This is a genomic window from Vibrio sp., assembly GCF_048266485.1.
Taxonomy (GTDB): Bacteria; Pseudomonadota; Gammaproteobacteria; order Enterobacterales; family Vibrionaceae; genus Vibrio.
Map to the genome: position 1 here is coordinate 51,234 of NZ_JBLWZK010000015.1, position 13,680 is coordinate 64,913.

The window sequence follows — 13,680 nt, forward strand, 5'->3', positions numbered from 1 at the left end:
GTAAATTGCTTATGGAGAGCAGAATGAACTTAACCGATCACTTTTTAATTGCTATGCCCAGCATGAAAGACTCTCATTTTACTCGCAGCGTGATTTATATCTGTGAGCACAATGAAGATGGTGCGATGGGGTTAGTCATTAATGATTCTGTCGGCATTAATATTAAAAACATGCTCGAACAAATTGATGTTCAGCCTGTTCACCCTCGTATTTGCCAACAAAGTTTATCTGCTCCTTTATTAAATGGCGGCCCTGTAGCAACCGACCGAGGCTTTGTTCTGCATAGCCGCAAAGATACTTACCAATCAAGTATTGAAATTACTGACGAACTGGCAGTCACAACCTCAAAAGATATTCTAACGGTACTTGGCACCGAAGCTGAACCAAAGAAATTCATTGTTACCCTGGGTTATTCTGGCTGGGATTCAGGTCAGTTAGAACAAGAACTACTTGATAACTCTTGGTTAACCGCGCCTGCTAATTTAGAAATACTATTCGATACTCCGGTGCATGCTCGCTGGAAAAAAGCGGTACAATTACTCGGGATCAGCGTTTCACAATTATCTGGCGATGCTGGTCACGCTTAAGTCTCGCGATAATCACACTAATAGAGAAACATCATGTCTAACCAAACCATCATGGCATTCGATTACGGCACCAAAAGCATTGGCAGCGCCATAGGCCAAACCATTACTGGCACTGCCTCACCACTGAAAGCATTTAAAGCTCAAGATGGCATTCCAAAATGGGAAGACATCGAAAAACAAATCAAAGAATGGCAGCCAGATCTCGTTGTCGTCGGTTTACCGACTGATATGCAAGGTAAAGATCTTACCGATATTACTACCCGATCACGCAAATTTGCCAACCGTCTGCATGGTCGTTTTGGCGTTAAAGTAGAATTGCATGATGAGCGCCTTTCGACTCAAGAAGCTCGTGCGGAATTATTTTCGATGGGCGGCTATAAAGCCCTAAGTAAAGGTAATGTCGACTGCCAATCCGCTGTTGTGATATTAGAAAGTTGGTTTGAAAGTCAGTACTAGTCTATGAAAGCGAAGAATGAAACATAAGAGTTGATGCGAACCATCAACTCTTTTTAGTTTAACTATTCAAACAGGTGCAGCAATGGAACCCCATGGCTATCACCAAAAACAAATGCATTCTGTTGGTACTTAGTTGCCAGATTTTTCGCGATAGTTAGCTCAATATTGACAATCCAAAATCCTTTTTCAATTGACCAGTTAGACGAATCCGGCACACCATCACCTCGATAAAACTCATAACCTAGAGCCTGTAACTCGTTTGATAACGCGATATTAGCTTGTTGATTGAGCGGTTCAGACGTTGAATTTGAGTAAGGATTATAGGCGGTAATAATCGCCCATTGTTGGACTTGATTCTGTTGGCAGTAAGTGGAAAATAGCGGATTAGGTTGACCAATGAATAACTCAAAAGCCTGCTCATCGATGTCAACTCGATAACAAGTTTTCTGATAAGCCTCAATTAAGATGTTATCCATTTATCCGCCCCTCTTACAGGTTTATCTTAATACCTTTCAATGAACTAGTTTCAAAGGTCGTATCACCGGAAGATTTAAGCATTAAACGTAAATCGTTAGGCGAATCCGCACTGTGCATCGCATCATCTAGACTAATTTTATCGGCTTGTAATAACTCAAATAATGCCTGATCGAAAGTCTGCATACCGGCTTCTTTAGAGCGAATCATGGTCGATTTAAGCTCTTGTAAATCACCACGACGAATCAAATCCGATACTCGAGGAGTATTCAGCAATATCTCAAACACACCATGTCGACCATTACCCTCTTTATCTCGTACTAATTGTTGAGCAATAACGCCTTTTAAGTTCAAAGACAAATCAAACAAGAATTGCTCTTTTTGCTCTTTCGGTACCAAGTGCAGAATACGCTCTAAGGCTTGGTTAGCGTTATTGGCGTGTAAAGTTGCCATACATAAATGCCCAGTTTCAGCAAATGTCATGGCATATTCCATGGTCTCACGGCTACGGATCTCACCAATTAAAATCATGTCTGGCGCTTGGCGTAAAGAATTCTTCAACGCCACTTCATAACTTTCAGTGTCTAGACCAACTTCACGTTGAGTCACGATGCATTTTTTATGCTCATGAACAAACTCAATCGGATCTTCTACCGTCAGTATGTGGCCAGTTTTATTTAAGTTGCGATAACCTGTCATTGCCGCCATTGAAGTCGACTTACCTGACCCCGTCGCCCCCACCACCAGCACTAAACCACGCTTAGCGGTCGATAACTCTTTTAATACTTCAGGTAGATTCAACTCTTCCATACTTGGAATACGAGTTTCAATTCGACGGACTACCGCACCAGGCAATTCTCGCTGGAAAAAAGCACTGACACGAAAACGCCCTTCTCCGTGCACGACAGCAAAGTTTGCTTCATGAGTTAACTGATATTCTTCGCGTCTTTCGTTATCCATCATTTCAAAGAGTAAGGCTTCTACTCCACTTTTATTTAATGGCTCACCATGCGCTTTAAGCTCGCCATCAATACGAAACAAACATGGTGCACCAACCGTCAAATAAATATCAGACGCTTTAGATGACACCATAATTTCTAGGACTTGTGAAAGTTGCATGTGGTTTCCTTCAAATTAATAAGGTGGCATTAATACGGTGATGTTGACGCTAAGGTTTCAATTTTGCTTTCAATTTCTTCTTGAGTCACTAAACCTTGCATCAATAACTGACGAGCCGCTTGTTCCATGGTTTGCATGCCTATAGACGAACCAGTTTGGATCATTGATAGCATTTGAGCGACTTTATCTTCACGCACCAAGTTACGAATCGCAGGGGTTGCAATCATCACTTCATGACATGCGATACGTCCACCAGCATCACCTTCACGCTTTAAGAGCTTCTGTGCAATAACTGCACGCAATGATTCTGAAAGCATAGAGCGCACCATATTTTTTTCCGTTCCTGGGAAAACATCAATGATACGATCAATGGTTTTCGCGGCAGAACTAGTATGTAGAGTACCAAATACTAGGTGGCCAGTTTCCGCTGCCGTTAAAGCTAAGCTAATGGTTTCTTTATCACGTAGTTCCCCCACCAAAATCACATCAGGATCTTCACGTAACGCCGAGCGTAATGATGCTTCAAAACTATGCGTATCGCGGTGTACTTCGCGCTGGTTGACCAAGCATTTTTTATTGTTGTGAGTAAATTCAATAGGATCTTCAATGGTTAGAATATGCTTTTTATGATTACGATTAATGTAATCAACCATTGCCGCTAAAGTCGTCGATTTACCAGAGCCAGTTGGGCCAGTCACCAATACTAAGCCTTTTTCATAGTTAGCAATTTTTTCGAAAATCTCAGGGGCTGAGATATCTTCAAATGAAGGAATATGAACTGGAATAGTACGAAATACTGCCGCACAACCACGAGATTGATTGAAAGCATTAACACGAAAACGGCCAATATTGGGTAATTCAAATGAAAAATCGATTTCTAGTTTTTCTTCAAATTCGCTACGCTGGGCATCGTTCATAATATCGAAAACTAATGCATGAACATCTGAATGGGTAAAGGCCGGCATTTCCAATTGTCTGATGTCACCATCAATACGTAAGATTGGAGGAACGCCCGCAGAAAGATGTAGATCTGATGCATTATGCTTTACACTAAATTCCAATAACTCAGCAATATCCATTTATATTCCTTATTGAAGAAAAACTATGATGTGTTCTGATAAAAATAGTATTCAACAAAATATTGAACAAATTAACCAACAGATTCGTACCTCTGAGCAACAATATGGCCGTCATGCTAACTCAGTACAACTATTAGCGGTAAGTAAAACTAAACCTATTGAGGCATTAGAGTTAGCTATCGCAGCAGGCCAAACATGCTTTGGTGAAAATTACGTCCAAGAAGGCGTTGAAAAAATACAATATTTCTCTCAACACTATACCCAGAGTGCACTTGAATGGCACTTCATTGGACCAATTCAATCTAATAAAACTCGACTGATCTCAGAAAATTTTGATTGGGTACATTCGGTTGACCGTGAAAAAATTGCCCAGCGACTCAATGATCAACGTCCTGACGGCAAGCCGCTGCAAATTCTGATTCAAGTAAACACCAGTGGCGAAAGCTCGAAATCAGGTACTAATCGTGAACAAGTTTTTGCCTTAGCTCAGTTGATAAATGACTTACCTAACCTCACATTAAGAGGATTGATGTCAATTCCTGAAAATGTGTCGGATCACGCTTCACAATTGGCAGCATTTCAGCAATTAGCAGAACTAAAGCAAGCGCTACAATCCCACTACCCACAAATCGATACCCTTTCGATGGGTATGAGTGGTGACATGCAAGCGGCAATTGAAGCAGGCAGCACGATAGTTCGTATTGGTACTGCTATTTTTGGAGAAAGGGGCTGTTGAACTTTGGTGGTTAAATTTTGTTGTAAATAACGAGCACAATCAGTGCAGCAACGATATACTCCATAAAGATAAAATACTAGGACGATACAGATATGGAACAACGTAAAATCAGTTTTATCGGCTCTGGCAATATGGCGCGTTCCATTTTTGCAGGCATGCTATCAAGTGGCTATAAAGCGGGGAATATTACCGCAACGGGTCGTGATGAAGACAAGCTCAAACATCTTACTGATTGTTACGGGATCCACACAACAACCGATAATATTGCAGCCGTTGAACAAGCAGACGTGGTGATTTTATCGGTTAAGCCACAAATGATGGCAGATGTATGTGCTGATTTTCAATCGATGGATCTGGGCAACAAATTAATCATCTCGATTGCTGCAGGTATATCTGCAAAACGCTTAAACGAAATGCTTGGTCAAACCGTACAATTAGTGCGCGTGATGCCCAATACACCATCATTAATCGGTAAAGGCATGAGCGGTTTATTTTCTACTGATAATGTCTCTGAAGATGATAAAGACTTTGCCGGTGATCTCATGTCAGCGGTTGGCGAGATCTGTTGGGTCGATAAAGAATCTGGCATCAATAATATTATTGCTGCCGCTGGTAGTGCGCCTGCTTACTTCTTCCTATTTATGGATGCGATGCAACAAGAAGCTATGGCGCAAGGTTTCAATAAAGATACCGCTCGCCTACTCATTCAACAAGCAGCCCTAGGTGCGGCTGAAATGGTCGTGGCAAACCCTGAACTTGATTTATCAACTCTTCGTGAACAAGTAACATCAAAAGGCGGCACCACCGCTGAAGCGCTAAAAACGTTTAACCAACATAACCTTTCTGACATCGTATCCAAAGCGATGCAAGCCGCGGTTAACCGTGCTGAAGAAATGGAAAAACTAATTTAATTTCGATTTAAATATTAATAACAAGGTTTGCAGTAATGAACTCAATGACTTTTCTAGTTTCGACCGTATTCGACCTCTATATTATGGTCGTGATTTTACGCGTATGGTTACAATTAGCGCGCGCTGATTTCTATAATCCATTTTCACAATTTGTCGTCAAAGCAACCCAACCTGTGGTTGCCCCGTTACGCCGCATTATTCCATCGATGGGTAATATTGATTTAGCTACGGTTATCTTTGCCTACCTGCTAAGCGTCGCTAAATTCATCTGCTTAATTTTAATTTCAAATGGTAGTTTAGTGTTTAGCCCAAGCTTTTTAATGTTTGGTGCACTTTCACTGGTTAAAGCGGCTGGTGGATTACTATTCTGGGTATTACTGATCCGCGCTATTCTAAGCTGGGTAAGCCAAGGCAACAGCCCGGTTGAATATGTGATGGTTCAATTAACCGAACCTATGCTGGCACCAATTCGTCGAATTCTTCCTCCCATGGGCGGTTTCGATCTTAGCCTGCTGGTTCTATTCTTAATTCTACAATTTGCCAACTACTTGATGGGTGATGTAGTCGGTCCGATTTGGTACCAACTTTAATCTATGGCTATCCCCGTGCAACTCGCAGGAGAGGACTTACTACTGCGAGTTTACATTCAACCCAAAGCAAGCCGAGATAACATTGTTGGCTTGCATGGGGATGAAATAAAAATCGCTATTACTGCTCCGCCAGTCGATGGTAAAGCTAACGCCTATTTAACTAAATACCTAGCCAAGCTTTGTAAAGTCTCAAAAGGCTCAGTAAGCATCGAAAAAGGCGAATTAGGCAGACATAAAACCATTCGAATCGCTACCCCAAGCGTTATTCCTGAGTCGATACAAAATCTACTTTGATGACGACTTGAATAACCTACTTTGATTATCCACTTTGATAAGGAAGTCTCATGAAAAAATGGATCGCTATCGCCCTACCTGCTTTAGTTTCTTTGATTACCTTGGTCTCTTTACCAAGCTTTGCAGGGCAATTCAAAACCATTAAAAATAGCGAAGTACACTACTCTGCTTTCAATTCCGCCATGCTTACTCCAGAAGTGGCCACTCAATATAAATTAAAGCGTAATGGCTATTCGGCAATTTTAAATATCAGTGTATTAGACACCAGTAAACTCGGCAAACCTGCAATGGATGCTAAAGTTACAGGTAGCAGTAAGAACCTGATAGGCCAAACGAAACAACTTAACTTCAAACAAGTGAAAGAAGGCGAAGCGATTTATTACTTAGCTGAATTTCCAATCACCAATGAAGAACAACTCACCTTCAACATTAATATTGACGCTGGTAACACCGGCAGCGGCCCAATCAACTTCACCCAAAAATTTTATACTGAAGAATAAATAACACAGGATCCCCAATGAAAAAGCTCGTTCTCGCCACTGGCAACCAAGGCAAAGTCAAAGAAATGGCTGACTTACTTTCTGAATTTGGCTTCGACGTTGAAGCGCAAAGCCAATATAAGGTTTCAGAAGTGGCAGAAACTGGCACTACGTTCATCGAAAACGCCATTATCAAAGCTCGCCATGCTGCAAAAGAAACGGGCTTACCGGCGATTGCTGATGATTCAGGTTTAGAAGTTGATGCACTGCAAGGCGCTCCGGGGATCTACTCTGCACGCTATTCTGGTGAAGGGGCAACCGATCAGCGCAATTTAGATAAACTGCTAGAAGAAATGAAAGGCGTACCTAATGAACAACGCAGCGCACGCTTTCACTGCGTTTTAGTATTGATGCGCCATGAAAACGATCCAACCCCTTTAGTCTGTCACGGCCAATGGGAAGGTAAGATCTTAGAAAAAGCTCAAGGCGAAAATGGTTTCGGTTATGATCCGATATTCTGGGTTCCTGAAGATCAATGCTCTTCTGCTGAGCTAGAGCCTGTGCGTAAAAAGCAACTATCACATCGCGGCAAAGCTCTGAAAAAACTGTTTGCTGAACTGTCTGATTCTCCTCAGTTTTTAAGTTAATACATGAACTCAATTACTCCACCACCATTAAGTTTATATGTGCACATTCCATGGTGTGTTCAAAAGTGTCCGTATTGTGATTTCAACTCGCATGCTCAAAAAGGTGAGATACCAGAAACCCAATATATCGATGCTTTATTAGACGATCTTAAAACCGATATTGAAAAATATCAGCTAACGGATGAACCTAGATTACTGCATTCGATATTTATTGGTGGTGGCACGCCAAGCTTGATTTCACCTTCTGAAATTGGTCGCTTATTGCAAGGTATCAAAGCGCTGCTGCCATTTGAAGACAATATTGAGATCACCATGGAAGCCAATCCGGGCACCATTGAAGCAGAACGCTTTGCTCAATTTCAAACTCAAGGCGTCAATCGTATTTCTATCGGGGTGCAAAGCTTTGAAGAAGAAAAACTACAAGCCCTAGGCCGAATTCATGGCCAGCAAGAAGCGATTAATGCGGCTCATCTAGCGCATAAGGTTGGTTTAAACAGTTTCAATCTAGACTTGATGCACGGATTGCCGAATCAAACCCAACAGCAAGCACTGGCCGATTTAGATAAAGCGATTGAGCTTAATCCTTATCACTTATCTTGGTATCAATTAACCATTGAGCCCAATACCTTGTTCTACTCCAAACCGCCGATTCTGCCTGATGATGACGATTTGTGGGATATTTTCGAGCAAGGCCACCAGCGATTAACCGATGCCGGGTACGTGCAATATGAAATTTCTGGCTACAGCAAACCCGGTTATCAATGTCGACATAATCTTAACTATTGGCATTTTGGTGACTACCTAGGCATAGGCTGCGGCTCACATGGCAAGTTAAGCTTTGCAGATGGACGAATCATTCGCACCACTAAGGTCAAGCACCCTAGAGGCTATTTAGCGGCTTATCAAAACCTAGTCAAAAGCTACCTAAATACCGAAACCTTAGTCGAAGCCGAAGATCGCCCATTTGAATACTTTATGAATCGCTTCCGCTTAATCGAAGCTTGCCCGAAAGCTGAATTTGTCGAGCGTACCGGACTGGCGCTTTCTGTGATTGAAGCGCAAATCCAAACCGTGATAGAGCAAGGCTATTTAACCGAAACCGAAAGTCATTGGCACATTACCCAAAAAGGGAAATTGTTTTTTAATGATTTAGTGGCGTTGTTTGTAGAAGAAGAATAAAAAACGAATCTCGTTTCTCGAGCGCTTTGCTTCTCGTCGCTTGAAGGTCCTATCGAGCGACGAGTAACGAGATTCCGATTGAGGTATATCCAAAGTAATTGGAGTTGCAGAGAGGCGACAAGTGAATGAGGCCTCATGAGCATAGCTCGCCTATGGCTTTCTTTCATAAAGATACAGGGGGCGAATGAACGCAGTCAACAAAGCTGCAGCTTCAAGTACGAAGGATATATCGTTTTAAAATATCGACCGCCCCAATTCCGTCGATAATATCTCCAACGCTGCGGTTCCTGCTAATGAGTTTCCTGATTTATCTAATTCAGGAGACCATACTGCGATGCTCATTTCCCCCGGAATTATTGCCACAATACCGCCACCGACGCCAGATTTACCCGGCATGCCAACACGGAATGCAAACTCACCGGCGCCATCATAAAGCCCACAAGTAGCCAATAAGGCATTTAAACGCTTGGTTTGATTCGGCGCGATAATTTGCTTTTGGGTTTGTACTGATTGACCTTTATTAGCGAGATAACTAAATGTTTTGGCTAAATCGACACAGCTCATTTTCAGTGCACAGGCATGGAAATAATTATTTAAAACGGGGATCACCTCATTTTCAAAATTACCAAATGAGCGCATCAGGTAGGCAATTGCAGCATTTCGATCGCTATGCAACATTTCAGAAGCTGCCACCATTTTGTCATACACAATATGCGTATCACCAGAAAGTTGACGGGCAAACTCTAATAAGCGCTGACGAGGCGCCGACAAACGAGATTGCAGCATATCAGCCACGACAATCGCTCCGGCATTAATGAAAGGGTTACGCGGAATACCTTGCTCGACTTCCAACTGAATCATCGAATTAAATGCTTGACCTGAGGGCTCTTTACCCACTCGACGCCAAATTTCTTCAGATTCATATAACCCCATCGCGAGCGTTAAACTTAAAACTTTCGAGATCGACTGAATAGAAAATGGTTCATCAGCATCACCAGCCTTCACCACCTTGCCATCATTGGTATAAACCGCAATAGCCAATTTATCATTCGGAACGCACGCTAAAGCGGGAATATAATCGGCCACTTTGCCCTTACCAATTAATGGGCGAACTTGCTCTAAGATATCATTCAATAATTCAGTGGTTGCTTGTGGCATGACGACTCCTATTTAGGAAAATGCTCGTAGACAAAAAAGCCAGCGGCATCTGCTACTGGCTTTAACAAGGTTAATCCTGTAGACCCAAAGGCCTCAAATTAAGTTCCATTACGCGTTACGACGGAATTTAATATCCCATACACCATGGCCTAGACGGTGACCGCGAGCTTCAAACTTGGTTAATGGACGCTCATCTGGACGAGGAATAAAATCACCATCAGTGGCAATGTTTTCAAAGCCCGGCGCTTCATTCATCACTTCAATCATATGCTCAGCGTAGTTTTCCCAGTCAGTTGCCATGTGGAAAATGCCTTCACCAATAATAAGCTTTTGACGAACCATTTCAGCAAATCCTAGTTGCACAATACGACGTTTGTGGTGACGTTTCTTGTGCCAAGGGTCAGGGAAAAACAGTTGTAACGTGATCAAGCTATTATCTGGGATCATGTGCTCGAACACTTCGACGGCATCGTGACACATTACACGTAAGTTCGTTACGCCAGCTTCTTGTGCTGACGCTAAACAAGCCCCCACACCAGGGCTATGAACTTCAATACCGATAAAGTTTTTCTCTGGTGCATTCTTCGCCATTTCAACTAATGACGCGCCCATACCAAAGCCAATTTCCAGAACGACTGGGTTATCGTTACCAAACACTTGCTTCCAATCTAGGCGCTGTTGGGCAAACTCGATGCCCATGGTTGGCCAGCATTCTTCAATCGCTTTTTCTTGGCCTTTGGTTAAGCGCCCTTCACGGCGAACAAAACTGCGAATTCTGCGAACAATTTTGCCTTCTTCATTTACTTCGTTGGTTGTTACTTCTGTCATGGTTTCGCCTGAAGATTATGCCAAGTTTGATTGTTCTAGTTGAAACTTAGCGATTGAAAGTAATAAGTGATTTTAAATAATAGAGCCTATTCAAAATTAGGGTGAGAATTATCCAAAGATACGCTCAAGGTGCAAGCTTTTATCGTCGAATTAATCGACTTTCTCATCAGTTTATTACCACTTCCCCCAAATAGTCTTTTTTATCCATATAATTTACATGGTTTACTAAACTGTATAGCTATGGTGGAATCAACACCAATTAAAATTCAAATAAAGAGTAACCAGTGAGTACATTTTCTGATTCCATTTTAAATTGGTATGAAAACTTTGGCCGTAAAAGCTTGCCTTGGCAGAAAAATAAAACCGCCTATAAAGTTTGGTTATCAGAAATCATGTTGCAACAAACCCAAGTCACCACGGTTATTCCCTATTTTGAACGCTTCCTTGATCGCTTTCCTACTGTGACGGATTTAGCCAAAGCGCATCAAGATGAAGTACTCCACCTGTGGACGGGACTAGGGTATTACGCTCGTGCTCGTAACCTGCATAAAGCTGCGCAAATAGTCGAGCAAGACTACCAAGGTGAATTCCCGACCGATATAGAACAAATGAATGCCCTTCCCGGTATTGGCCGTTCAACCGCAGCGGCAATTTTGTCTTCCGTTTATAAGCAGCCTCACGCTATATTAGACGGCAATGTAAAACGTACTTTAGCGCGTTGCTTTGCCGTAGAAGGCTGGCCGGGACAAAAAACCATTGAAAACCAACTATGGCAAATAGCAGAACAACATACGCCAAAGCATGATGTCGATAAGTACAATCAAGCCATGATGGATATGGGCGCAATTGTGTGTACTCGCAGTAAACCTAAATGCGACTTGTGCCCAATCGAGCAATTCTGCCAAGCCAAAGCCCAACAGCGCCAACTTGATTTTCCAGGCAAAAAACCGAAAAAAGAAAAACCGATAAAAGAAACCTGGTTTGTGATGCTTTATCACGACAATCAGGTTTGGCTAGAACAGCGTCCGCAAAGCGGTATTTGGGGAGGGTTATTTTGTTTCCCTCAACATTCAAATCAAACCATTGAAGATTTGCTAAATAATAAAGCGATTACGGAGACGATGATAAGCAAAAAAAGTACTTTAACGGCCTTCCGTCATACTTTTAGCCATTACCACTTAGATATTACGCCAATCTTAGTAAAATTAAATAAACAACCAAGCTTGGTGATGGAAGGTCAGCAAGGTCTTTGGTATAACTTATCTCAACCGAAAGAAGTCGGGCTTGCCGCACCAGTTAAACAACTGCTGCATAGCTTGCCTTATGAACTTAACGATTAATTCAATCTCTCAAGGAGCTCCTATGAGCCGTACTGTAAACTGTGTTTTCTTAAAGAAAGAAGCGGAAGGTTTAGATTTCCAACTTTACCCTGGTGAACTCGGTAAGCGTATTTTCGATAACATCAGCAAAGAAGCTTGGGGCCAATGGCAGCATAAACAAACCATGCTGATCAATGAGAAAAAATTAAACATGATGGATCCAGAGCACCGTAAACTACTGGAAACTGAAATGGTTAATTTCTTATTTGAAGGAAAAGACATTATTATTGATGGTTATACTCCACCGAGTGAATAATCGGATATATACCCAAATAGCTTCAAGGTGAGCGTTATTTGAGTATAATACAACCAACTTTTGTAGCAGGCATTGCTCTTCCCGTTTTGGGAAATCGAACGCAATGCCTGTTTGTTTTTAAGCAAATTCGAACTCGACATGAATAAAAAACTTTGGCTATTACTCATCACCTGTATCGCTCTTTCTGGTTGTAGCCGAGAATTTATCGAAAGTATTTATGATGTCGATTACACCCCTACCAATCGCTTTGCTAAAAACCTTGCACCACTTCCTGGTCAATTTGCCAAAGATACCGCCGCTTTAGATAGCTTAATGAGTCAGTTCTCCGGCCAAGTCGCCAACAAATGGGGGCAAGACAATATCAAGATGGCGGGCGCGAAAACCTACGTTAAATATACCGATGGTTACTTAAACCGAGCCGATATCGACTTTGATAATGGTACTGTCACAGTAGAAACCATTGCCTCGACAGATCCTACAGGGCATTTAAAACAAGCGATTGTGACTACCCTACTAACGCCAAATAACCCGGCGAATGTCGACTTATTCTCATCTAAAGAAATCGCAATGGGCGGTAAACCTTTTTTATCCGATCAGGTCATAGATCAAAATGGTCAATCGATTCAATGGTCTTGGCGTGCTAGTCAATTTGCTGATTATCTTATAAATAACAAGCTTAAGACTCGCACTATTGATTTTAAAAAGTCTTACTATATCACCATCCCTATGGTAAAAAACCACTCAAAACTACGTAGTTATCAATATGCTGATATCGTGCGTAAAGCTTCAAAACAATATGACATCCCAGAAGATCTTATCTATGCCATCATCAAAACAGAAAGTAGCTTCAACCCTTACGCGGTAAGTTGGGCGAATGCTTATGGCTTAATGCAAGTGGTACCTAAGACCGCTGGTCACGATGTGTTTAACCTCGTGAAAGGTAAATCGGGTATGCCGACGCCGAAATATTTATATAACCCAGCCAACAATATCGATACTGGTACTGCTTACTTTTATATTTTAAAGAATCGTTACTTGAAGGGCATACGAAATTCAACCTCGCTGCAATACAGCATGATTTCAGCGTATAACGGTGGTTCAGGTGGTGTGTTTAACACCTTTGGTGGCGGTAGAACCAGTGCCATCAATGACATTAACAGCTTACAAACTAGTCAAGTTTATTGGGCGCTGACCCAAAAACACCCCAATGCCGAGTCACGTCGTTACCTAGAAAAAGTAACGGCTTATCAAAAAGAATTTCATTCGATGAAGTAATATTTGCATTAAAAAACAGCAAATCACACTTTTTTGCTTAAATTGACAGCAAACAAACCTTTTTTTCGAGTTTTTTACAAAAACAAGTTGACGGTGAAGCAGAAAATCCGTTTAATAGCGCTCCGTTGCCCGGATAGCTCAGTCGGTAGAGCAGAGGATTGAAAATCCTCGTGTCGGTGGTTCGATTCCGCCTCCGGGCACCACAATTAAATTGTTGGTGTCATGGTTACATG

At 41.9% G+C, this 13,680-nt stretch carries 17 protein-coding genes and 1 tRNA gene; 13 read left to right on the top strand and 5 right to left on the bottom strand.

Annotated elements, in window-relative coordinates:
• Positions 1–23 precede the first annotated feature (23 nt).
• Both ACN0T8_RS14210 and ruvX read left to right on the top strand, forming a co-directional pair.
• Complete coding sequence (locus ACN0T8_RS14210; RefSeq protein ID WP_417881281.1) at positions 24–587, top strand: YqgE/AlgH family protein; 564 nt, start codon at positions 24–26, stop codon at positions 585–587.
• Positions 588–620: 33 nt separating this feature from the next.
• On the top strand, positions 621–1,043 hold the full coding sequence (gene ruvX / locus ACN0T8_RS14215) for a Holliday junction resolvase RuvX (protein WP_417881282.1): 423 nt from the start codon (positions 621–623) through the stop codon (positions 1,041–1,043).
• Positions 1,044–1,105: 62 nt separating this feature from the next.
• On the opposite strand, the gene ACN0T8_RS14220 is transcribed toward ruvX, so the two are convergent.
• The 3 genes from ACN0T8_RS14220 to ACN0T8_RS14230 are packed head-to-tail and all read right to left on the bottom strand — an operon-like array spanning position 1,106 to position 3,715.
• Positions 1,106–1,519: a DUF3293 domain-containing protein gene (locus ACN0T8_RS14220; protein WP_417881283.1), complete on the bottom strand. Its 414-nt coding sequence runs from the start codon at positions 1,517–1,519 to the stop codon at positions 1,106–1,108.
• A gap of 13 nt (positions 1,520–1,532) precedes the next feature.
• Entirely contained in the window at positions 1,533–2,636 is a 1,104-nt protein-coding gene (locus tag ACN0T8_RS14225) for a PilT/PilU family type 4a pilus ATPase (protein WP_417881284.1), read from the bottom strand.
• Between the two features lie 29 nt (positions 2,637–2,665).
• Positions 2,666–3,715 (bottom strand): type IV pilus twitching motility protein PilT, encoded by a 1,050-nt coding sequence (locus ACN0T8_RS14230; RefSeq protein WP_417881285.1) that lies wholly within the window; start codon positions 3,713–3,715, stop codon positions 2,666–2,668.
• Positions 3,716–3,743: 28 nt separating this feature from the next.
• On the opposite strand from ACN0T8_RS14230, the gene ACN0T8_RS14235 reads away from it, so the two are divergent.
• From ACN0T8_RS14235 to hemW, 7 genes are all read left to right on the top strand, one after another.
• Positions 3,744–4,451: a YggS family pyridoxal phosphate-dependent enzyme gene (locus ACN0T8_RS14235; RefSeq protein WP_417881300.1), complete on the top strand. Its 708-nt coding sequence runs from the start codon at positions 3,744–3,746 to the stop codon at positions 4,449–4,451.
• A gap of 92 nt (positions 4,452–4,543) precedes the next feature.
• Positions 4,544–5,362: a pyrroline-5-carboxylate reductase gene (gene proC / locus ACN0T8_RS14240; protein ID WP_417881286.1), complete on the top strand. Its 819-nt coding sequence runs from the start codon at positions 4,544–4,546 to the stop codon at positions 5,360–5,362.
• 35 nt (positions 5,363–5,397) lie between these two features.
• Entirely contained in the window at positions 5,398–5,952 is a 555-nt protein-coding gene (locus ACN0T8_RS14245; protein WP_417881287.1) for a YggT family protein, read from the top strand.
• Between the two features lie 3 nt (positions 5,953–5,955).
• A complete protein-coding gene (yggU, locus tag ACN0T8_RS14250) occupies positions 5,956–6,246 on the top strand; it encodes a DUF167 family protein YggU (protein ID WP_417881288.1) in 291 nt (96 codons plus the stop codon).
• 50 nt (positions 6,247–6,296) lie between these two features.
• Positions 6,297–6,746, top strand: coding sequence for a DUF4426 domain-containing protein (locus ACN0T8_RS14255; RefSeq protein WP_417881289.1), 450 nt, complete (start codon positions 6,297–6,299; stop codon positions 6,744–6,746).
• Positions 6,747–6,763: 17 nt separating this feature from the next.
• Positions 6,764–7,372: an XTP/dITP diphosphatase gene (locus ACN0T8_RS14260; protein ID WP_417881290.1), complete on the top strand. Its 609-nt coding sequence runs from the start codon at positions 6,764–6,766 to the stop codon at positions 7,370–7,372.
• A gap of 3 nt (positions 7,373–7,375) precedes the next feature.
• On the top strand, positions 7,376–8,551 hold the full coding sequence (hemW, locus tag ACN0T8_RS14265) for a radical SAM family heme chaperone HemW (RefSeq protein ID WP_417881291.1): 1,176 nt from the start codon (positions 7,376–7,378) through the stop codon (positions 8,549–8,551).
• A gap of 234 nt (positions 8,552–8,785) precedes the next feature.
• On the opposite strand, the gene glsB is transcribed toward hemW, so the two are convergent.
• Positions 8,786–9,709 (bottom strand): glutaminase B, encoded by a 924-nt coding sequence (glsB, locus tag ACN0T8_RS14270; RefSeq protein WP_417881292.1) that lies wholly within the window; start codon positions 9,707–9,709, stop codon positions 8,786–8,788.
• 108 nt (positions 9,710–9,817) lie between these two features.
• Positions 9,818–10,537, bottom strand: coding sequence for a tRNA (guanosine(46)-N7)-methyltransferase TrmB (trmB, locus tag ACN0T8_RS14275; protein WP_417881293.1), 720 nt, complete (start codon positions 10,535–10,537; stop codon positions 9,818–9,820).
• Positions 10,538–10,821: 284 nt separating this feature from the next.
• Between trmB and mutY the strand changes: the two genes are divergently transcribed.
• From mutY to ACN0T8_RS14295, 4 genes are all read left to right on the top strand, one after another.
• On the top strand, positions 10,822–11,877 hold the full coding sequence (gene mutY / locus ACN0T8_RS14280) for an A/G-specific adenine glycosylase (protein WP_417881294.1): 1,056 nt from the start codon (positions 10,822–10,824) through the stop codon (positions 11,875–11,877).
• Positions 11,878–11,899: 22 nt separating this feature from the next.
• A complete protein-coding gene (locus ACN0T8_RS14285) occupies positions 11,900–12,172 on the top strand; it encodes an oxidative damage protection protein (RefSeq protein WP_027697699.1) in 273 nt (90 codons plus the stop codon).
• Between the two features lie 138 nt (positions 12,173–12,310).
• On the top strand, positions 12,311–13,447 hold the full coding sequence (mltC, locus tag ACN0T8_RS14290) for a membrane-bound lytic murein transglycosylase MltC (protein WP_417881295.1): 1,137 nt from the start codon (positions 12,311–12,313) through the stop codon (positions 13,445–13,447).
• Positions 13,448–13,574: 127 nt separating this feature from the next.
• Positions 13,575–13,650 (top strand) — tRNA-Phe (locus ACN0T8_RS14295).
• The last annotated feature ends 30 nt before the right edge of the window (positions 13,651–13,680 follow it).

What these genes read in the sequence shown, in the direction of transcription:
- ACN0T8_RS14210 (WP_417881281.1), top strand. Translation starts at nt 24, where the DNA reads ATGAACTTAACCGATCACTTTTTAATTGCTATGCCCAGCATGAAAGAC.
- ruvX (WP_417881282.1), top strand. Translation starts at nt 621, where the DNA reads ATGTCTAACCAAACCATCATGGCATTCGATTACGGCACCAAAAGCATT.
- ACN0T8_RS14220 (WP_417881283.1), bottom strand. Translation starts at nt 1,519, where the DNA reads ATGGATAACATCTTAATTGAGGCTTATCAGAAAACTTGTTATCGAGTT.
- ACN0T8_RS14225 (WP_417881284.1), bottom strand. Translation starts at nt 2,636, where the DNA reads ATGCAACTTTCACAAGTCCTAGAAATTATGGTGTCATCTAAAGCGTCT.
- ACN0T8_RS14230 (WP_417881285.1), bottom strand. Translation starts at nt 3,715, where the DNA reads ATGGATATTGCTGAGTTATTGGAATTTAGTGTAAAGCATAATGCATCA.
- ACN0T8_RS14235 (WP_417881300.1), top strand. Translation starts at nt 3,744, where the DNA reads ATGTGTTCTGATAAAAATAGTATTCAACAAAATATTGAACAAATTAAC.
- proC (WP_417881286.1), top strand. Translation starts at nt 4,544, where the DNA reads ATGGAACAACGTAAAATCAGTTTTATCGGCTCTGGCAATATGGCGCGT.
- ACN0T8_RS14245 (WP_417881287.1), top strand. Translation starts at nt 5,398, where the DNA reads ATGAACTCAATGACTTTTCTAGTTTCGACCGTATTCGACCTCTATATT.
- yggU (WP_417881288.1), top strand. Translation starts at nt 5,956, where the DNA reads ATGGCTATCCCCGTGCAACTCGCAGGAGAGGACTTACTACTGCGAGTT.
- ACN0T8_RS14255 (WP_417881289.1), top strand. Translation starts at nt 6,297, where the DNA reads ATGAAAAAATGGATCGCTATCGCCCTACCTGCTTTAGTTTCTTTGATT.
- ACN0T8_RS14260 (WP_417881290.1), top strand. Translation starts at nt 6,764, where the DNA reads ATGAAAAAGCTCGTTCTCGCCACTGGCAACCAAGGCAAAGTCAAAGAA.
- hemW (WP_417881291.1), top strand. Translation starts at nt 7,376, where the DNA reads ATGAACTCAATTACTCCACCACCATTAAGTTTATATGTGCACATTCCA.
- glsB (WP_417881292.1), bottom strand. Translation starts at nt 9,709, where the DNA reads ATGCCACAAGCAACCACTGAATTATTGAATGATATCTTAGAGCAAGTT.
- trmB (WP_417881293.1), bottom strand. Translation starts at nt 10,537, where the DNA reads ATGACAGAAGTAACAACCAACGAAGTAAATGAAGAAGGCAAAATTGTT.
- ACN0T8_RS14285 (WP_027697699.1), top strand. Translation starts at nt 11,900, where the DNA reads ATGAGCCGTACTGTAAACTGTGTTTTCTTAAAGAAAGAAGCGGAAGGT.
- mltC (WP_417881295.1), top strand. Translation starts at nt 12,311, where the DNA reads ATGAATAAAAAACTTTGGCTATTACTCATCACCTGTATCGCTCTTTCT.